This window comes from Granulosicoccus sp. 3-233, from assembly GCF_052681095.1.
Genome location: NZ_JBQYLE010000002.1, coordinates 46,523 through 64,876 on the forward strand (window position 1 = coordinate 46,523; position 18,354 = coordinate 64,876).

19 protein-coding genes are annotated in these 18,354 nt (G+C 58.0%); 12 read left to right on the forward strand and 7 right to left on the reverse strand.

What is annotated here, in order from left to right; all coding sequences use genetic code 11:
* Positions 1-2: 2 nt before the first annotated feature.
* The 4 genes from ACUNV4_RS05195 to ACUNV4_RS05210 form a co-directional block, all read right to left on the reverse strand.
* Positions 3-1,520: an aldehyde dehydrogenase family protein gene (locus tag ACUNV4_RS05195; protein ID WP_430877447.1), complete on the reverse strand. Its 1,518-nt coding sequence runs from the start codon at positions 1,518-1,520 to the stop codon at positions 3-5.
* The gene (locus ACUNV4_RS05200; RefSeq protein ID WP_430877448.1) at positions 1,513-2,373 is read right to left on the reverse strand and encodes an NAD(P)-dependent oxidoreductase; all 861 of its coding nucleotides are present in this window, start codon (positions 2,371-2,373) and stop codon (positions 1,513-1,515) included. The genes ACUNV4_RS05195 and ACUNV4_RS05200 overlap by 8 nt, the downstream gene beginning before the upstream one ends.
* Positions 2,374-2,388: 15 nt before the next feature.
* On the reverse strand, positions 2,389-2,523 hold the full coding sequence (locus tag ACUNV4_RS05205; RefSeq protein WP_430877449.1) for an ABC transporter ATP-binding protein: 135 nt from the start codon (positions 2,521-2,523) through the stop codon (positions 2,389-2,391).
* A 167-nt stretch (positions 2,524-2,690) separates the two neighbouring features.
* Entirely contained in the window at positions 2,691-3,626 is a 936-nt protein-coding gene (locus tag ACUNV4_RS05210; protein ID WP_430877450.1) for a LysR family transcriptional regulator, read from the reverse strand.
* A gap of 187 nt (positions 3,627-3,813) precedes the next feature.
* On the opposite strand from ACUNV4_RS05210, the gene ACUNV4_RS05215 reads away from it, so the two are divergent.
* Together ACUNV4_RS05215 and ACUNV4_RS05220 are read left to right on the forward strand one after the other, a co-directional pair.
* On the forward strand, positions 3,814-4,554 hold the full coding sequence (locus tag ACUNV4_RS05215) for a serine O-acetyltransferase (RefSeq protein WP_430877451.1): 741 nt from the start codon (positions 3,814-3,816) through the stop codon (positions 4,552-4,554).
* A 10-nt stretch (positions 4,555-4,564) separates the two neighbouring features.
* On the forward strand, positions 4,565-5,452 hold the full coding sequence (locus tag ACUNV4_RS05220) for a VOC family protein (RefSeq protein WP_430877452.1): 888 nt from the start codon (positions 4,565-4,567) through the stop codon (positions 5,450-5,452).
* A gap of 13 nt (positions 5,453-5,465) precedes the next feature.
* Here ACUNV4_RS05220 and ACUNV4_RS05225 read toward each other — a convergent pair whose 3' ends face one another.
* Complete coding sequence (locus tag ACUNV4_RS05225) at positions 5,466-6,419, reverse strand: AEC family transporter (RefSeq protein ID WP_430877453.1); 954 nt, start codon at positions 6,417-6,419, stop codon at positions 5,466-5,468.
* A 271-nt stretch (positions 6,420-6,690) separates the two neighbouring features.
* Here ACUNV4_RS05225 and ACUNV4_RS05230 point away from each other — a divergent pair, with 271 nt between their 5' ends.
* Complete coding sequence (locus ACUNV4_RS05230; RefSeq protein ID WP_430877454.1) at positions 6,691-7,407, forward strand: DUF4159 domain-containing protein; 717 nt, start codon at positions 6,691-6,693, stop codon at positions 7,405-7,407.
* A gap of 246 nt (positions 7,408-7,653) precedes the next feature.
* Entirely contained in the window at positions 7,654-8,382 is a 729-nt protein-coding gene (locus ACUNV4_RS05235; RefSeq protein ID WP_430877455.1) for a Crp/Fnr family transcriptional regulator, read from the forward strand.
* An 8-nt stretch (positions 8,383-8,390) separates the two neighbouring features.
* On the opposite strand, the gene ACUNV4_RS05240 is transcribed toward ACUNV4_RS05235, so the two are convergent.
* Complete coding sequence (locus tag ACUNV4_RS05240; protein WP_430877456.1) at positions 8,391-9,110, reverse strand: sulfotransferase-like domain-containing protein; 720 nt, start codon at positions 9,108-9,110, stop codon at positions 8,391-8,393.
* 30 nt (positions 9,111-9,140) lie between these two features.
* Complete coding sequence (gene hemL, locus ACUNV4_RS05245) at positions 9,141-10,460, reverse strand: glutamate-1-semialdehyde 2,1-aminomutase (protein WP_430877457.1); 1,320 nt, start codon at positions 10,458-10,460, stop codon at positions 9,141-9,143.
* A 110-nt stretch (positions 10,461-10,570) separates the two neighbouring features.
* On the opposite strand from hemL, the gene ACUNV4_RS05250 reads away from it, so the two are divergent.
* The 8 genes from ACUNV4_RS05250 (at position 10,571) to ACUNV4_RS05285 (ending at position 17,551) form a co-directional block, all read left to right on the forward strand.
* A complete protein-coding gene (locus ACUNV4_RS05250; RefSeq protein WP_430877458.1) occupies positions 10,571-10,741 on the forward strand; it encodes a rubredoxin in 171 nt (56 codons plus the stop codon).
* A complete protein-coding gene (locus ACUNV4_RS05255; protein ID WP_430877459.1) occupies positions 10,741-11,760 on the forward strand; it encodes a class 1 fructose-bisphosphatase in 1,020 nt (339 codons plus the stop codon). The genes ACUNV4_RS05250 and ACUNV4_RS05255 overlap by 1 nt, the downstream gene beginning before the upstream one ends.
* Position 11,761: 1 nt before the next feature.
* On the forward strand, positions 11,762-12,220 hold the full coding sequence (locus ACUNV4_RS05260) for a YcgN family cysteine cluster protein (protein WP_430877460.1): 459 nt from the start codon (positions 11,762-11,764) through the stop codon (positions 12,218-12,220).
* Positions 12,221-12,427: 207 nt separating this feature from the next.
* Complete coding sequence (locus tag ACUNV4_RS05265; RefSeq protein ID WP_430877461.1) at positions 12,428-12,916, forward strand: sigma D regulator; 489 nt, start codon at positions 12,428-12,430, stop codon at positions 12,914-12,916.
* A gap of 78 nt (positions 12,917-12,994) precedes the next feature.
* Complete coding sequence (locus ACUNV4_RS05270) at positions 12,995-14,176, forward strand: class I SAM-dependent rRNA methyltransferase (protein WP_430877462.1); 1,182 nt, start codon at positions 12,995-12,997, stop codon at positions 14,174-14,176.
* A 206-nt stretch (positions 14,177-14,382) separates the two neighbouring features.
* The gene (gene lgt / locus ACUNV4_RS05275; protein ID WP_430877463.1) at positions 14,383-15,180 is read left to right on the forward strand and encodes a prolipoprotein diacylglyceryl transferase; all 798 of its coding nucleotides are present in this window, start codon (positions 14,383-14,385) and stop codon (positions 15,178-15,180) included.
* 5 nt (positions 15,181-15,185) lie between these two features.
* Positions 15,186-16,082: a thymidylate synthase gene (thyA, locus tag ACUNV4_RS05280; protein ID WP_430877464.1), complete on the forward strand. Its 897-nt coding sequence runs from the start codon at positions 15,186-15,188 to the stop codon at positions 16,080-16,082.
* 329 nt (positions 16,083-16,411) lie between these two features.
* Positions 16,412-17,551, forward strand: coding sequence for a spondin domain-containing protein (locus ACUNV4_RS05285; protein WP_430877465.1), 1,140 nt, complete (start codon positions 16,412-16,414; stop codon positions 17,549-17,551).
* Positions 17,552-18,354: the final 803 nt, after the last annotated feature.

Here is an 18,354-nt window from a genome sequence, read left to right on the forward strand (position 1 = left end):
CCTCAGGCGTCAGGCGCATAGCCGAAGGCAATGCGAGGTGTGCTGGCGGTGTCTATCCAGACGCTCTTGGGGCTGGTGTATTCCATCAGGGCATCGGTACCACTGGAGCGGCCAAAGCCGGAGGAGAGAGAACCGCCAAACGGGGACGATACATGAATGGCCTTGTAACTGTTGATCCAGAAGGTACCGGCGCGCACGGCAGCGGCAACCCGGTGGGCTCGTCCGACATCGGCCGTCCAGACAGCACCCGCCAGGCCGAAGTCAGTGCTGTTGGCGATATCGATGGCATCGTCTTCATCAGAAAATGCAAGACTGGTGACAACCGGGCCGAAGATTTCCTGGTGTGCGGCAGCGGCATCGGCAGGCAGATCGGCCAGAATGGTCGGAGAGACAAACAGGCCCTGACCATCAGGCGTATCACCTGCAATGATACGCCCACCATCCTGTTCGCCTGCCTGACGAAGCATGTCGCTGACGTGCCGGAATTGCCGAGCGTTGCTGATCGGACCAATCTCCGTGGATTCATCCAGGGGGTCTCCCAGGGTCAGTTTCTTCATGCCCGATTCGAGCATGCCGAGAAACTGCTCCTGCACATCCCGGTGTATCAACAGACGTGAACCGGCAACGCAGCTCTGGCCCGAGGCGGAAAAGATGGCCGCCTGGGCACCGCGACAGGCGGCCTCCAGGTTTGCATCGGGAAAGACGATGTTGGCAGATTTTCCACCCAGTTCCAGAACAACGGGCTTCAGGGCCTGGCCGGCGGCAGTGGCCACCGCACGGCCGGTTTGAGGAGACCCCACAAAGATCACCTTGCGTACGGCTTTGTGGGCAATGGCAGCATCGCCGGCGGTCGGGCCCAGCCCCGCCAAGACATTGACCAGGCCCTTGGGCAGGCCGGCCTGCTCGGCCAGCAGCACCAGAGCGACGCTGGTTACCGGCGTGAGCTCACTGGGTTTGATGACCACACCATTGCCGGTGGCAATGGCCGGTGCAATCTGCCAGCCGGCGGTGAATACGGGGGCGTTCCACGGGGTGATCTGGAACACGACTCCCAATGGTTCACGCTGGGTATAGTTCAGGTGACCCGATGGTACCGGAATGACTTCACCGTGCAACTTGTCGGCCCAGCCGGCGTAGTAGCGGAACATTTCCACAACCTTCGATGCTTCCACGCGGCAATCGCGCAGTGGCTTGCCGGCGACCAGTGCTTCGAGTCTGGCGATGGTCTCCAGATGGTTTTCAACCGACGCGGCTATGGCCTGCATCACATTGCCGCGTGCAGCGCCGCTGAACTGCTGTACCCAGACTCGCTGTGCAGCCGCAGCGCAATCACAGGCACTGCGGGCCAGCTCGGCCTCGCAGTCGGCGTATATGGCCAGTGTCTGGCGTGTGTAGGGGTCCTCCAGAGTGATCTCGGCACCACCACCTTCGCGTAGTGTTCCGCCAATCAGACTCTGTGGTCGGGTGCCGAGACCCAGCTCGGCCATGAGTGTTGCAAACAGTTCCCTGCGATCAGACATCGGAAGAATTTCCATACTTGTAGATTTCGTTGAAATCGGCATCATCGGACAATTGCTCGCGACTGGCTTCCCAGATGGCGGCGATGGCTCGGGTGGCGGGCAGGGCCAGCTCGCTTCGTTCAGCCAGGGAGACAGCGAGGCCGACATCCTTGCGCATCAATCCCATGGTAAACCCAGAGTTGTATTGCCTGTTCTGAATCCACAGGGGGAAATTGACTTCGCTGACAGCACTGCGTCCTGAGCCTGCATTGACGCCTTCCAGCAGGTTCTCCAGGCTCACGCCCTGTGTTGCAGCCAACCTTGCCATTTCGCTCATCAGCGCAAGATTGGCGGCACACAGAAGATTGTTGGCAATCTTGGTGGCATGCCCGGAACCGGACGGGCCGATGTGGACGGTCTTCGCCGTGAGATGTGCCAACAGGGGTTGAATGCTGCTGATGGACTCTGCGGGGCCGCCCAGTACCATCGTCATGGTGCCCTTGCGTGCGCCATTGGGTCCACCACTGACCGGACCATCGATGAACACATGGCCGGCATCCTGAGCCTGTGCAGCGAGCTCTCGCGTCACATCGGGCTCGGAGGTGGATGTGTCGAGTATGATGCTGCCAGCCTGCAGCAAGGGTCCGAGTTCCTGCATGACGGCCTTGACGACATCAGCCCTGGGCAGGGAGAGAATGATGGTAGTGCACTGACTGGCTAGGGTACCCAGATCATCGGCGACGGAAGCACCGGACGCTGCCATGCGCGCGCGCGCGTCGGGCATCGCATCATGGCAGATGACGGATTGTCCCTGTTCCAACAGTCTTTGCACCATGGCGCCACCCATGGCGCCACAGCCTACGATTCCTATCATGGTCTGAGTTTCCGGTTAAGGTTGAGTGATTGATCGAGTGTGCGGATCCAGTCGCGGAGCCGTGTCGAGCAGAAGTCGGGTGTATTCACTGGTGGGGGAGTCGAACACAGTCTCCGAGGGGCCACACTCGACAAAACGGCTGTTGCGCATGACGGCGACCCGGTCCGAGACTTGCCGGACAACAGCAAGGTCACGACTGACAATATAGCCTTATCGATCCATGACGAGAAGTGCAATGTCTGGAGTTTATCGTTGCGTGTGGTGCAACGCTGATGCCGGGCTGGGCAGTCTGGACGATCCGAGTCCACCGGTTCGGCTCAATCCGTCGGCGGTGAGATGTTCTGGGTGGAAAATGCGGTCATGGAGCGCAAGACATGTTGCGCCAGACGCAAGGCGCCTTCCGGCAATCGTCGACCACTGCGGCACAACACCGATACCTCGCCGGCATGCAACTCCGGATTGTTCAGCGATTTGCTGATGACAACACCATCGCTGATCTCGCGGGTGACGACAAAGGAGGGCAATATCGTCAAGCCAAGACCCTCGCGCACAAAGTTGCGAAGTACAGTCAGTGAATTGGTTTCAACCAGCGACTGGAAATGAATGCCGTAGCGGATTTCGGCGTCACGCACCATGGCTCCAACACCGAAACCCGGATTGAGCAGGGCGAATGGCAGATCTGCCAGTTGCCGAATGTCGAGTGTTTCAGGCAGATCGGCCAGGGCCGATGTTGCACCGACCATCAGGTCCAGCGGTCGAGTGGTCTCTCCGATGACGCGAATGGCATTGTCCCCGGGTGCATTGAAGGCGATGCCGATATGTGCCTGATCATTGCGCAGGGCATGCAGTACGGTGTCGGTGGAACCGGTTTGCAGCGAGAAGGTGAAACCCGGGTAATTGGCACTGAATTCAGGCAGGGTGTGCGTGATGAAATCGCTGACAAAACCCTCTCCCAGAGCAATGATGATGCGACCGCGGCGCATGCCACGCAAGGCATCGAATTCGGATTGGATGTCTTCCAGCTCATGCTGCTGACGTTTCAGGTGTTGCAACAACAATGCGCCGGCTTCCGTCGTTCTGATACCCTTGCGGCCACGTTCTATCAGGGTGATGCACATCGACTTCTCGAGCGCCTGAATCTGGCGGCTGATGGTGGATGGCTCGATGCCGAGGTATTCTGCAGCGGCCCGTATCGAGCCTTCGGCACAGATGGTCATGAAGGCCAGCGCCTGCTTGTGTTCGATATGTGACATGAATGATTGTATTGATACCGGTTTCGACAGCGGTGGATGCCCGGTTGTCAGCATAGCGTGAGAGCCTGTGTTCGGTGCAGGTGGGGCAGCCGAAGGGCCGGTTACAGTGTGTGATCAGGATCAAGAGGCCGCGGAGGGTCAGGGCAATGCGTGCAGATGGCGCAGCGTTTACTTGTCGGGAGAGAAAATGAACGACGTTTCCGGAAAAGGGGTGATGTCTGACGTGCTGCGCTTGCTGGACAGCCGGCCGGATATCGCTGCCATGCTGGGTGTGGACACGGATACCATGGCCAGCTTTGCCGACCTGGCTGCAGCCGTTCTGGCAGGCCTGTGTCAGGGTAATCGGCAGGTCAGGGAACAGGTGGCGAGAGTGTTCCGTGAGAACCCGTCTCTGGTTGCCTTGTGCGAACATGACATCGCCGAGACGGCACGCCGCAACTTCGAACCCGGTGGTGTTGCCGCCACAATGCTGTATGCACGCGGAGCGCAGGCGGTCATGGCGCACCGTGTCTGCCATCAGCTGTGGAATGAGGGTGATGCGGATCTGTCATTGGCCTTGAAAGCTGTCTGCGGCAGGGCGCTGGCCACCGATATCCATCCCGGTGCCCGAATAGGTGCGGGCTTCTGGCTGGACCATGGCCTGGGCTTCGTGGCTGGCGAGACGGTGGTCATCGAGGAGGAGGTGTCGATCTGGCACGGTGTGACCCTGGGCAGTACTCTCAATGACAGTGGGGCAACCCGTCATCCTGCCATTGGGCGGGGCGCGGTCATCGGCGCCGGCGCTGTCATACTGGGCAATATCCGCGTTGGTGCCGGCGCCAATGTCGCCGCCGGCTCCATCGTGTTGCAGGACGTGCCTGACAATACGGCCGTGGTCGGTACCAAGGCTCGTGCCATCGGTGCGGCCAAAGTCTCCTTCATCGAGTAGCCATCCAGACATGAATGCACCCTTCGGCATTGACCACCCACTGATCGCCGTACACGATATCGAGCAGTTGCGTGATCGATTGATGTCCATGGGCTTCAACATGACCCCCATTGGCAAGCACCCCTGGGGTACCAGCACGTCGCTGGCCATGTTCAATGGTTGTCTGATCGAGATCATGGGGATCTTTGACGACTCCCTGATCGATGAAGTGCCCGCCGGTGACTTTCATTTCGGGCGTCATGTTCATGAGCACCTGATGCAACGTGAAGGCGTGGCACTGACCGCCTTGCACAGCACGGACTCGCAAGCCGATGCCCGCAAGGCACAGGCGGCGGGGTTCGAGCTTGCCGGTCATCTGGAATTCGGCCGTGACGTCACTCTGCCAGATGGCAGCGAAGACAGGACGAAGACAACACTTGCATTGTTGCCCGATGCACGCTGGCCACGCTTGTCGTTTTTTCTGTGTCAGCAACATCGGCCAGAACTGATCTATGTGCCGGAGTGGCTGGCACATCCGAATACCGTGCATGGTATCTGTGGCATTACCATTCTGGCCGAACCGGACAGTCAGGAGGCACTGGTAGGGAAATTCAGTGCCTTGTACGGAGCGGCGGACAAAGTCGAGGGTGGTTATCGTCTGCAGAGCGCCAATGGCAAAATCAGTTTGTTGTCCAGCCAGGCTATCGAGACGGAGTCTGGAGCGCTGCCGCAGGAAATACTGGCCGATGGACAACCCGGCATCGTCGGCATGGACCTGCGTTATGCCAATGCAGATGCGTTGCGTCATCATCTTCAGCAAGGCGATACGCCATTCGATGAAGCCGACGGCGTGTTCCGCTTGCCGCAGGCTCGAAGCATGGGGAACATGCTTTTTCGGTTCTACCCGCAAGGGCGCTGATGCGATTGCAGCATCAGAAGATTGTTCGTGCCACGAAAGACCAGAACAACAAGGTTATTGGTGCCATCAGAGTGGATAGCAACAGCGCGTTGGAGGCAATGGCCTCGCCGGTCCCGAAGCGTGTGGCCAGCAGGTAGGGGTTGACACCGGTCGGCATGGCGGCAGCGACTATCACGATCTCCGCCTGCAATGGAGAAAGGCCGAAGACCAGTGACATCAGTGTCGCAATACAGGGCATCAGCAGGAGTTTCAGGGCGGTCATCGTCGCCGCTTGCGGCACATTGCGTGCAATGCCGAAACGGCGCAGGCTGAGTCCGAGTGATATCAGCGCCAGGGTACCTGCCAGAGCTGCCAGTCGGTCGATCAGCTCGCTGAGAAAACCGGGTAGTTCGGCCGGCAGAAAACGCCAGATCACACCAGCCACGATACCCAGTACCAGAGGATTCGATGCCAGCGACACCAGTATTCGCCGCAGGGTGGTCCACGGATCCGTCTGCTGATCACGCAAGCCGTCGATGATTTCGGCTCGCTCGTTGAGTATCACCGAAGTTGCCATCATGATCGGCAGGTGTATTGCCAGGATCAGTGACAGCGTTTCGGTTCCGGCCTGTCCGAACAGCGCGAATGTCACCGGTAATCCCAGTAGCAGCAGATTGGAGAAACTGGCGGACAGACCTGCCACCACACCGGAACGCGCGTCGCGGCCGAAGCCGCGTCGAATGAGCATCGTCGCGACCACCCAGGTGAGCATGATCGAGGTGAAGTAGGTCATCCAGAGAGTGACCGGCGTGACACTGCCGAAGTCTGCCTGAGACAGGGTGCGGAACAGCAAGGTCGGGATGGCCACGGTGGTGACGAAATCCCCCAGGGCTTCTCCAGCTCCGTCGCGCAGGATGCCACGCCACGCAAGGGTGTAGCCGATGGCCACGAGTGCGAACACCAATGCGAGTGTGTTGACGATTTCCATCGAGCGTAGAACTCTCCTGTAACTGACTGCCGGCAGCGGAGTCTCGGCGCTCTCTCTTGCAGGCCGACGCGAAACGTCGTCCCTGCAACGCTGAAATGCCAGCTTGACGCTCTGCCAATCGATGATCTTACAAGGTGTCGCTCGAATTGATTTGTGACGACACAGACTTTCGCAATATCAGGCTCTCCCGACACACGGCTCAGGCAAATCATTGCACTTGCCGGCTGAATGCACGATTATCGAATCAGGCAGATTGCATCCTGGTGCCTTTATGCGTGTTTCCACAGCCCTGATCATCACCCTGGCGTTGGTGTGGTTGATTCCTGCGACATCACGTGCAAACGAGTTCGTATTTGCCCGGCTGATGTATGGTGGTGGCTATGATGGCTGGCCCCGGTGGCAGGCAGACTGGCCAGAGGCGGAAACGCATTTCTCCACCGGCCTGGACAGACTGACCTCGATCGATGTGGCAGCAGAGGGTGTGGTGTTGCGCATGGCAGGCACCGATGTGTTCGACTATCCATGGATCTACGTGGTCGAGGTCGGTTTCCTGAGTCTGGCGCCGGACGAGATCGCCCAGTTGAGAGAATATCTGCTGCGTGGCGGTTTTCTGATGGTTGACGATTTTCATGGTCAGGCCGAGTGGCAGCAATTCGAGTACATCATGAGTCTGGTCTTCCCGGATCGAGCCATCGAAGAGCTGAGCAATGACAGCGAGATATTCCACGTCGTGTACGATCTGGCGGAACGCGAGCAGATTCCCGGCATTCGTGCCTGGCTGAACAACCAGACCTGGGAGAAGGGCGGTCGTCATCCTCACTGGCGAGGCATCGTGGATGATCAGGGGCGCGTCATGGTGGCGGTCAACTTCAATCAGGATCTTGGCGACGCGTGGGAACATGCCGACGATGTCAGGTATCCGGCACGATTGACCACGCAGGCGTACCGCTTGGGAATCAATTATGTGGTTTATGCCTTGACTCACTGATGGTGTTGCGAGGCATTCACCGGTCGACCAAGCACGGCGCTGCGTTCTTCAGAACTGCCAGTCGCCGGGTACCCATTCAGCGAATGGAGCGGCGAGATTCGCGGAGCATGCTGGCAGGAAGCCCATACCACCACGTCGAGATTGAACGGGTGGTTCGCGAGCAAGGGTTCAAGGAATGAATTACGGTTCTGAGCCATAATGACTGACCGCCTGTACACGGGCTGAATCAGAAACTGTCGAGAACTCGTGCCTCAAGTCATCACGCGTCTGTCCGGAATTCAGCGAGAACGAGCCTTGTCACAACTCAAGGCGGCAGACCTGTTCGCGGGTCTGGAAGGGCATAGTCTGCAAGCCATTGTCGATCGCATGAGCCTGGTTCTGCTGCAGGACGGTGAAGTCCTGTTCAGTCAGGGCGATGCGGCGCCTTCCGTGTTTCTGCTTTCCACGGGTCAGATCAAGCTGGCCAGACGCCACCCGAATGGCGCCGAGAAGATCATCAGCCTGGTCACACCCGGTAGTACGTTTGCCGAAGCGGTCATTTTTGCCAGAGGCCGAGTCTATCCGGTGGATGCCGCAGCCATTGGGGCCAGTACCGTCTGGGCCGTCAACGGGGAGCATTATTGCAGCGAACTGCAGCAGTCCACGTCCGCCTGTTTTTCAGTGCTCAAGAGGTTGACCGAACGCTTGCACGAACAGGTTGCCGATATCGAGCGCCTGAGTCTGCACACGGCCTCGTCCCGGCTCATTACCTATCTGCTCGGGCAGCTGCCAGAGGGGTATGACGGCGACAGTGCAGTGGTTCGATTACAGGCCCCCAAGAACGTCATCGCTTCCCGTTTGTCGATCGTGCCAGCCACGTTTTCGCGAACCCTGGCGAAGCTGTCTCGTGAAGGCCTGCTGGGCGTCAGAGAATACGAAATCGAGCTGCTGGATGTAGAGGCCATGCGCCACTATGACGAAGACACGGTTGTGTAGCCTGGCGCTCAGATGGCGTGTTCACGCAGGCGTTCATAATAAGGGCGGCAGGCTCTGGCAACGATCAGTTGATCCTCTGTGAGTGCCAGCTCCTTGTTGCGTGCCGGTGCGAAGCCGGTGCTGGCGTTGACCGCGTCGTACCAGTGTGCGCCCCACACACCATCGGAGTCGCGTGCACCGGCGGGCCAGCACAGCATCCCTGTATCGAAGGCAATATCCAGGTGGGTGCACAGAGAGCGTAGTTGTGCTTCCGGGTCTGCCAGAAAGCGTTTGCTGTCAATGACTGCCGGTCGAGCACCGGTACGTTCGAGCAACAGATCGAACAGAAAATCCTGTTGTTCGTAACCCAGGTCGGTGGCCGTCAGGCCTTCTCGCTTGATCGAGTAGGACGCCACCACTGGCTCGGGCTCGCGGATCAGGAAGACATGATCCAGCGAGTCCAGCCACTCGGTAGTGAAATGCGGGAGCCAGTGTGTGGCTATGTGCTTCTGGTAGTAGATGCCGCTGGCAGGTGGTTCGATCAAGGATTGCACCACGGCCTGCCAGTCGGTTTCGCCGCTGGCAATGACCTCTTCGCGCATCGGATGGTCGAGGCCGGTGCTTTGCAGATAATGTGCATAGAAAGGCTCATCCACCACCACCGTGTCGTCACGATTCTCCCAGGCACGCATCATGGCCGTGGAAATATTGCGTGGTCCCGACCACATGGCGATACAACGTCCTGACATGCTGCTGGCTCCCTGATTGTTCAACGCGTACTATCGACTGGCAGCCATGCTGGCAAACACCTGCTCGGCGGCGGTAATGGTGTCATTGATATCGGCATCACTGTGCGCCGAGCTGGAAAAACCCGCTTCATAGGCCGATGGCGCCAGGTACACGCCGGCGTCGAGCATGCCGTGAAAGAACTGCTTGAATTGTTCGAGATTGCATTTCATGACGCCGTCGAAACCGGTGACTTCGGCGGCATCGGTAAAGAAGAAACCGAACATGCCGCCGGCATGCGCCGTATGAAAGTCGATACCGTGCTGGTCGGCAGCCTCTTTCAAGCCGTGCAGCAGGCGGCCTGTCCTTTCGTGCAACTGCCGATGAAAGTCAGGGGCCTTGAGCAGTTCCAGCGTCTTGATGCCCGCCACCATGGCAATCGGGTTGCCCGACAGGGTGCCAGCCTGGTAGACAGGGCCCACCGGAGAGATGTGTTCCATGATGTCGCGACGCCCGCCGAAGGCACCCACCGGCATGCCTCCGCCAATGACCTTGCCCAGCGTGGTCAGATCAGGAGTGACCCCGTACAGTTCCTGGGCACCGCCGAGCGAGACCCGGAAACCGGTCATGACTTCGTCGAATATCAGTACCGTTCCGTGCTGTGTGCAGAGCTCGCGCAGCGTCTGCAGGTAGCCGGGGGCTGGTTCGATGAAGTTCATGTTGCCGGCAATGGGTTCGACGATGATGCAGGCGATGCTGTCACCCCGTTCGGCAAACAGGGCTCGTACCGCTTCCTTGTCATTGAAGGGCAGGGTGAGCGTGTGTCTGGCGAAGTCGGCAGGGATACCGGGTGAGCTGGGTACGCCGAGAGTCAGTGCACCGGAACCGGCTTTCACCAGCAGCGAATCCGAATGTCCGTGATAGCAGCCTTCGAACTTCAGGATATCGTCGCGTCCGGTGAAGCCTCTGGCCAGGCGAATGGCGCTCATGGTGGCTTCGGTTCCCGAACTGCACATTCTGACCATGTCCATCGAGGGTACGATGTCGCAGATCAGCTCGGCCATCTGCACCTCCAGCTCGGTGGGAGCGCCAAAGCTCAGACCGTTGACCGCTGCCTGCTGTACCGCTTCGATCACCTCGGGGTGAGCGTGGCCGAGCAGCATGGGTCCCCAGGAGCCCACGTAATCGATGTAGCGCTTGCCTTCGGTGTCGGTGATGTAGGCACCACTGGCGCTGGCGATGAAACGTGGTGTGCCACCGACACTGCCGAAGGCACGAACCGGTGAATTGACCCCACCGGGAATGACTTTCCGGGCACGATCAAACAATTGCTGAGCGGCATTGGATTCTGTGGACGAACGGCTGCTGGACACGGTGGGCTCCGGATGGCGGTTGATGCATGAATCGGTACGTGCATATTACGGCATGTCAGCCGTGTAAATGAGACAATGCGACGCAGTGGATCGATACGAGACTATTCGTGGTGAAATACAGGAAATATCTTTGCAGCGTGTGCGGCCTCATCTATGACGAGGAACAGGGCTGGCCCGATGATGGTATCGCCCCCGGCACGTTGTGGGATGATGTCCCTCTGAATTGGAGCTGCCCGGATTGTGGCGCAGTGAAGGATGACTTTGACATGGTGGAAATCTGATGAGCGAGCTTGGCACGACACTTACCCAATACATCATCGAGCAGGGCCGCGCCCAGAACGAGTCGCGGGGAGCCTTCACGGCGCTGCTCAACGATGTCGCGACGGCCTGCAAGCGCCTGTCGAACCTGGTGCGGCTGGGCGAGCTGGCAGGCGTTCTTGGCGCTGCCGGACAGGAGAATGTGCAGGGCGAAGACCAGAAGAAGCTGGATATCATCGCCAATGAGGTTTTCATTGATGCCATGCAACGGTCCGGCCTGCTGGCGGGTATCGCCTCCGAGGAGATGGATGAGCATTATCCGATCCCGAATCGTTTTCCTCGCGGAGACTACCTGCTGGCGTTCGATCCACTGGACGGATCCAGCAATATCGATGTCAATGGTGCAACCGGCACCATCTTCTCGATTACCCGTCACGTGGACTCGTCCGCACCCGGCGACAGCGATTTTCTCAAAGCCGGCACCGAGCAGGTCTGCGCCGGCTATTGCCTCTACAGTTCGGCCAGCATGCTGGTTCTGACCACCGGACACGGGGTGGCGGGCTTCACGCTGGACAACAGCGTCGGGGAGTTCATCCTCACGCACCCGGATATCAACGTGCCACGAGAAACCAGCGAATATGCCATCAATGCGTCCTATGCGAGACATTGGCTGGCACCCGAGAAGCGCTATATCGAGGAGTGCAATGCCGGTACGGAGGGGCCTCGCGAACGAAACTTCAACATGCGCTGGGCCGGCTCCATGGTGGGTGACATTCACCGTATCCTGTGCCGCGGTGGCGTCTTCCTGTATCCGATGGATGCCAAGTTGCAGGCGGCAGGCAAGCAAGGCAAATTACGGCTGCTGTACGAAGCCAACCCGATGGGCATGCTGATCGAACAGGCCGGTGGTCTGGCTCATACGGGGACCGAACGCATTCTGGAGATTCAGCCGGATTCCCTGCACCAGCGCGTACCGGTGATCATGGGGTCGGCCGACGAAGTCGAGCGTCTGATTCGGTATCACGAGGAGGCGTCTGCCTGAGGTGACAGACGATCGTCCATTCTGGGAGACCCTGTCGCTGGACGAAATGAACGACCAGCAATGGGAATCCCTGTGTGATGGCTGCGGTCGTTGTTGTCTGCAGAAGCTGGAAGATGAAGACACCGGCGAAGTCTGGTTCACCCGGGTTTCCTGCATTCAACTCGATGGTGACAGCGGCCGCTGCAAGGATTACTGCAATCGCTTCAGCAAGGTGCCGGATTGTCTGGCGGTTCGCCCCCTGACCGAACAGAAGATCAGCTGGCTGCCCGAGACCTGTGCCTACCGCAAGCTGGCACAGGGAGAATCACTGGAGAGCTGGCATCCTCTGGTGAGTGGTAATCGGCAGAGCGTCATCTCTGCAGGCATCTCGGTGGCGGGTCGCTGCGTCTCGGAGGCGGACGTGGCCGCCGAGGATTATTTCCATTATCTGATTTATTGGGACAATGCGGGTGACGACTAACATGTGCTGTCAGGGTATCTTTGAAAATATCCTTTAAAATCAATTGCTTGAAAGCCAGCAAGGAAACGCTTTTTTACGATTTTCTGTAGTAAACAGACAACAGTTGTGGTTGAATTGATACTCCAGATGGCAACATCCTTGCTTCATGCAGATGGCGCTGTATCAATACAGTATTGTCATACTCACCAGTACCCGCCGGAGATGCACATGTCGACAGTCAATGCTGAAGCTTCCAACCCTGTTCCCCCTACGGGTGTGGAGCGTCGTGAGCGCCTGCATAACACCATTGCTGCACTGGTGAAGCTGCGTCAGGAAGTGGTCGTCAGTTACTGTCAACTTTCGGGCGTCAGTTCGTTCGACAATCGCAACGAGGAATCCCACTCGGTCGAAGCCGATCAGTTACGACGTTTCTGCCAGATCATGGTGGACTACACGGCAATGGGGCACTTCGAGGTTTATCAGCGTATCATTGAGGGCAAGGAACGCCGGCGAGCCGTCAAGGAGGTCGCTGCCGATGTCTATCCTGCCATCGCCGAAACCACTGATTACCTGGTGGATTTCAATGACAAATATGACGCCTTTGAGGGCACTGCTGAAGATGTCGACATGCTCGCGGGTGATCTGTCTCGACTGGGTGAGATCATTGCCGTACGCGGCGAACTGGAAGACCAGATTCTGGCTGCGCTCGAACAGTAATTCCCCGGCCGTTTCAACGGCTTCCATTTTCCGCACTGCCTTGATGCAGTGCTCCAACCGCGGAGGCTCGCCGTCCGCGTGACTGCACTCAAACTCAAGAAGCGTGAAGAACGTCGCGTACTGGCCGGGCACGGCTGGGTGTTTTCCAACGAGATCGATACCGAGCAGACTCCTCTGAAGGGGTTGGAGCCGGGTTCCTCTGTCACGCTCGAATCTGCCAACGGCAAATTCCTGGCTCACGCCTACGTCAACCCTCACTCCCTGATTGCCGCCCGGGTTACCAGTCGTGACGCGCGCGAACCGTTCAATGCCACGGTATTGCGGGCGCGACTGCAGCGTGCGCTGGAGCTGCGTGAATATCTGTACGATGATCCCTGCTACAGGCTGGTTCACAGTGAAGGTGATTTTCTGCCCGGGCTGACCGTCGACCGCTACAACGATGTACTGGTCGTGCAGATCACGACAGCGGGCATGGAGAGGTACCGTGACGAGATCGTCGATGCCTTGCAATCGGTTACTGGCGCCACGGCCATCTACCTGCGTAACGATGCACCAGTGCGCAAGCTTGAGCATCTGCCCGAATATCGCGAGTGGGTGGTTGGCGAGGCGGTCGAGGTGCTGTCTGTGCGGGAAAACGGTCTGCAGTTCGATGTGCCGGCGGAGCTGGGGCAGAAGACCGGCTGGTTCTACGATCATCGCAGCAGCCGAGCAGCGCTGGCGCCCTGGGTCAGGGAGCGGCGCGTGCTGGATCTGTATACCTACCTGGGGGGCTTTGCACTGAACGCTGCCGCCTGCGGAGCACGAGAGGTCATCGGCGTTGATGGATCGCAGCAGGCTGTCAACGGGGCAACAGCCAACGCCGTATCGAACGGCCTGCAGGATCGCGTCAGCTTTCGTTGTGACGATGCGGTCGAAGCCATGCGATCACTGTTCGAAGACGGTGAACGATTCGACGTGGTCGTGCTGGATCCGCCTGCCTTCATCAAACGTCGCAAGGACCGGGAGCAGGGCTTGCGGCACTATGCGCTGAACAATCGTCTGGCCATGCGTCTGTTGAACCCCGGTGGCATCATCGTCAGTGCCTCCTGTTCACAGGCTCTGAGTCATGATGATCTGCTCCAGCAGATGCGACAGAACACACCGCGGGGCAGTCTGGGTCTGCAGGTACTGGCTCCCTTGCAGCAGGGGCCGGATCACCCGGTCAATATTGCCATGCCGGAGACGCTGTACCTGACCGGTTGCATCGCCCGCCTGCTGTAGGAACAGGCCAAGGTGAGCCGGTCCATTGCCGGCTCATGATCGTTTTTTTTCCTGTCACTGCCCGTCATGCCATGCCGTGTGACTGATCGTTGGGTGGAAGGGTTGCCGATCAGTCTGATTCGGCAATTCACGGAACCAAGCGGCGCTCTGCGGGTATAATTATCGGCTTGTTTGCCTTCCGAACCCTCTCCGGATCAACGTCCCGAATGCTGCAATATCCTGATATCGATCCCGTAGCGTTTTCGCTCGGACCGCTGACCGTGCACTGGTACGGCATCACCTACCTGGTGGCGTTCCTGGCCGGCTGGTGGTTGTCCACCCATCGGGCCAGAAAACCCGGTTCCGGCTGGAATCCTGACGAGATCGGTGATGCGGTGTTCTACATCGTGCTGGGTGTGGTGCTCGGTGGCAAGATCGGTTCGCTGGTGTTCTACCAGACCGACATTCTGCTGACGCGGCCGCTGGACGCCATCAATCCGTTCAGTGAATACGGCTGGCGCGGCATGTCGTTTCACGGAGGCTTTCTGGGCGTCATCGTGGCGTTCTGGCTGTATGCGCGGCAAACCCAACGCACCTTCTTCCAGGTGGCCGACTTCTTTGCGCCGGCCTTCCCGATCGGCCTGGGCGCCGGGCGCATCGGCAACTTCATCAACGGCGAGTTGTATGGCCGGGTGACCGATGTGCCCTGGGGTATGGTGTTTCCCCATGCCGGCGACTTGCCGCGTCACCCCAATCAGCTCTACCAGTTCTTCTTTGAAGGCATCGTGCTGTTTCTCATCGTCTGGTGGTTCTCATCCACTGAGCGACCACGTCGGGCGGTGTCCGGCATGTTCGTCCTGTGCTACGGCATCTACCGATTTTTCATCGAGTTCGTTCGACAGCCGGATGCTGATCTGGGATTCATCGCCTTCAACTGGTTGACCATGGGACAGCTGCTGTCCTTCCCGATGATTCTGCTAGGGGCGTGGTTGTTGTACAGCGCCTATGACAAGCGAACGGCCTGATCTGCATGAGACACCCGGAATACCAATATCTCGACTTGCTCACCCAGGTTCTGGAACGTGGCGACGAACGAGTGGATCGTACCGGGGTTGGTACTCGCTCCATTTTCGGAGCCATGATTCGCTTTGATCTCTCAGGCGGTACAGTTCCCATCCTGACCACCAAGCGTGTTTACTGGAAAACCGCGGTCAAGGAGATGATCTGGTTTCTCACTGGTGGAACTAACATTCAGCCGTTACTGCGCGAGAATGTGCGGATCTGGAGCGATTGGCCCCTGGCCAGCTATCGTCGCGAAACGGGCGATGAGATTTCGCAAGAGGAATTCGAGCAACGTATCATGGATGACGATACCTTCGCGGCTCAGTGGGGCGAGCTTGGACCGGTGTATGGCAAGCAGTGGCGTCGCTGGTTGGGTAATGATGGTCGTGAATATGATCAGATTGCCGACCTTGTCCGTATGCTGAAGGAAACACCGGCGAGCCGGCGCATGATCTTCCACGCCTGGAATGTTCCCGAGCTGGGTTCGATGGCGCTGCCACCTTGCCACATGATCTATCAGTATCACGTGACTTCGGATGGCCGGCTCAATTGTCTTATGTATCAGCGCTCGGTTGACCTGCTGCTCGGCGCACCGTTCAATTATGTTGGGGCCGTTGCTCTGCAGCTGATGCTGGCGCAGCAAGCCGGTCTGCGCCCCGGCGAGTTCGTCTGGGCAGGTGGCGATGTGCATTTGTACCTCAACCACCTCGAGCAGGCACGTGAGCAGCTCTCGCGTGAACCTCGCGCATTACCTCGGATGCGCCTGACACGCCAGGCCGCGAATATCGATGATTATCGAATCGAGGATTTCGAGGTCGAGGGGTATGACCCACATCCTGCAATCAAGGCGGATGTTGCAGTATAGACAGGGTCGAAATGGCGCCTTGCCAGCGTGCAGCTGGCGTGAGTGCAGTGTGTGCCTCACTGTTGGTGTGCAATGAGCGGATGGCATTTTGGCCTTTCCTGAAGAAAACTGCCGGTTGGCATACTTGTAGTCCGAATCAACCTTCGAGCCGGGAACCTTAGACGCGAATCGGGAACGAATGGAATGCCGGCCATGGCATATGTTCATGGTCGGCGATCCTTGCTGCTCGATCCCGTCATTGTCTCGGACAGATATCTGTCTTGCTCATGGATAGCTCTTCTGACTGTCTGCGGGAGTGATCCGCCCTCTCTCTACTATTTGGATTCGTGATGAAAAAACGTAAATCACCAATGAATGCGCCATTGAAGAGCGTGTTGACCTTGTCAGTCCTGCTTGCGCTCGGTGCTTGCAGCAGTAGTGACGATGATGACGACGTCGACCAGTCGGGCATTGATGAGTCTCAGAGTATCTCGGTGACTCTCAGCGCTGCACAGGAAATACCAGTGCCTGTAGCTGTGCCGGATGGCGCCAGTGGTTCGGCAGAGGTTTCCGTTGACGCCGATGGTATGGTGACCGCCACGGTGGGTGTCAGCAACCTGTCGGGTGATGCAACCATGGCTCATATCCATCGCGGCTTCGCAGGCTCCACTGGTCCGGTGCTGATTGGTCTGACGAGCGCCGACGGCGGATCGACCTGGACTGTACCGGCGGATGCCAGGGCCTTGACTGATGATGAAATAGGTGCATTCAATCGCGGTGAACTGTATTTCAACGTTCATACCGACGCTAACGCTGCGGGCGAGATCCGTGGGCAGATCGATGCAGGCAATGCAACAACGTTCTCGGTCTTGCTGGAAAACATTTCCACAGCAGACACATTGAACGTGTTGTCCGATAATACTACTCAGGCTGTTCCATTGTCACCGGGCGTCTTCATCGTGCATCGAAATGAAGACGATAGTCCATTGCTGCTGCCTCGTGATGCTGCCAACGCCGGTTTGGAAGCGGTCGCCGAAGATGGAAATGTCGCGCCGTATGCTGAAGCCGTACCTGGCTCGGTGGCATTCAGTATTCCTGTCGGTGCTGAAGCTCCTGGGCCAATTGGTCCGGGTGGTTCCTACGAATTCACCCTGCAGGCAGTCGATGGTGACAAGCTGGATTTCGTCACGATGTTTATCCCGTCAAACGACTGGTTCTACACAGCGACCGATGCGGATAACAGTCTGGATCTTTTCGTCGATGGTCAACCGGTATCCGGAGCAGTGCTGGAATCGGATATTGCCATCTGGGATGCAGGGACGGAGCTGGATGAGGAGCCTGGTACCGGTGCGAATCAGGTTCAGAGGCAAAGCGAAGCCAATACCGGTGATATAGACCCGGACACACGAGTCAGCAGCCTGAGTGGTCGCGGCCAGAGCGTCAGTCTGAACGGCAGTGTGCTGCGAGTCACCATTACTCCTCAACCATAATCCTGTCGAAAAATCCTTCATGTAGTGAAATTTGCTCCGGTGTATTTTTTACACCGGAGCAACTGAAAACTGACTTCGATCGATGTGTTCGATGTGTTCGATGGTTCGTCAAGAAGTACTTGAATTGTATTGTTGCTTGATCTGTCACATCACCGGACCCCTTGCTCTCTGCTTCTGCCGAATAATCCGATTGTGGTTGGCTAGATGGATCCGCTGATGTTGCACCAGTGCCTCGGGTTTCCTGGTGGTGCAGCAGAGGCAATGAACCAGGCGATTGACATTGGCACGGTGCATGGCCAGGGTGTGATTGATCGAGAACAGGGGATCGAATCCGATCTACTTCAATTCCCCTGTCCGGTGACGTAGCCGCATTTGGACTTCTCGAGTTCATTCTGGAGACGTCATACTCCCCCGAGCGGGTTGTCAAATCCTGTGGCTTGCGCTTTCTGCGCGTGCTAGAGCGAGCTGATCGATCGGCGGAAGGCCCGCGATCACATCGCCAGGTCTGCTGCGGCTCTTGTGGTGGATGACCTGAGTGCCTTTGTGGGCAGCTAGCAAGGTCATCCCTGACTATGCATCATTCCGTAACGCCTCCTGCCAGAATAGGCCTAACGTGGGTTTTTCCATATCTGCATTTCGGTATGCCAGGTCCGCAGGATGTGGTCGCCGTCATATCGAAGATTGATGCACCACGTGATCGTTGGAAAATTTTCGATGAATTACTCGTATGGCGAGAGTTTTTCATCGTACCGCTCACCTGTGAATGGATCTGTTTCGCGCAAGAGCGACAACGCGATGCGTTT

Excerpts from the sequence above, each read along its gene's own strand:
- ACUNV4_RS05220 (WP_430877452.1), top strand. The coding sequence starts at position 4,565 with ATGAATGCACCCTTCGGCATTGACCACCCACTGATCGCCGTACACGAT.
- thyA (WP_430877464.1), top strand. The coding sequence starts at position 15,186 with ATGAGACACCCGGAATACCAATATCTCGACTTGCTCACCCAGGTTCTG.
- ACUNV4_RS05240 (WP_430877456.1), bottom strand. The coding sequence starts at position 9,110 with ATGTCAGGACGTTGTATCGCCATGTGGTCGGGACCACGCAATATTTCC.
- ACUNV4_RS05225 (WP_430877453.1), bottom strand. The coding sequence starts at position 6,419 with ATGGAAATCGTCAACACACTCGCATTGGTGTTCGCACTCGTGGCCATC.
- ACUNV4_RS05285 (WP_430877465.1), top strand. The coding sequence starts at position 16,412 with ATGAAAAAACGTAAATCACCAATGAATGCGCCATTGAAGAGCGTGTTG.
- ACUNV4_RS05195 (WP_430877447.1), bottom strand. The coding sequence starts at position 1,520 with ATGTCTGATCGCAGGGAACTGTTTGCAACACTCATGGCCGAGCTGGGT.
- ACUNV4_RS05200 (WP_430877448.1), bottom strand. The coding sequence starts at position 2,373 with ATGATAGGAATCGTAGGCTGTGGCGCCATGGGTGGCGCCATGGTGCAA.
- ACUNV4_RS05230 (WP_430877454.1), top strand. The coding sequence starts at position 6,691 with ATGCGTGTTTCCACAGCCCTGATCATCACCCTGGCGTTGGTGTGGTTG.
- lgt (WP_430877463.1), top strand. The coding sequence starts at position 14,383 with ATGCTGCAATATCCTGATATCGATCCCGTAGCGTTTTCGCTCGGACCG.
- ACUNV4_RS05205 (WP_430877449.1), bottom strand. The coding sequence starts at position 2,523 with ATGCGCAACAGCCGTTTTGTCGAGTGTGGCCCCTCGGAGACTGTGTTC.
- ACUNV4_RS05265 (WP_430877461.1), top strand. The coding sequence starts at position 12,428 with ATGTCGACAGTCAATGCTGAAGCTTCCAACCCTGTTCCCCCTACGGGT.
- ACUNV4_RS05215 (WP_430877451.1), top strand. The coding sequence starts at position 3,814 with ATGAACGACGTTTCCGGAAAAGGGGTGATGTCTGACGTGCTGCGCTTG.
- ACUNV4_RS05210 (WP_430877450.1), bottom strand. The coding sequence starts at position 3,626 with ATGTCACATATCGAACACAAGCAGGCGCTGGCCTTCATGACCATCTGT.
- ACUNV4_RS05255 (WP_430877459.1), top strand. The coding sequence starts at position 10,741 with ATGAGCGAGCTTGGCACGACACTTACCCAATACATCATCGAGCAGGGC.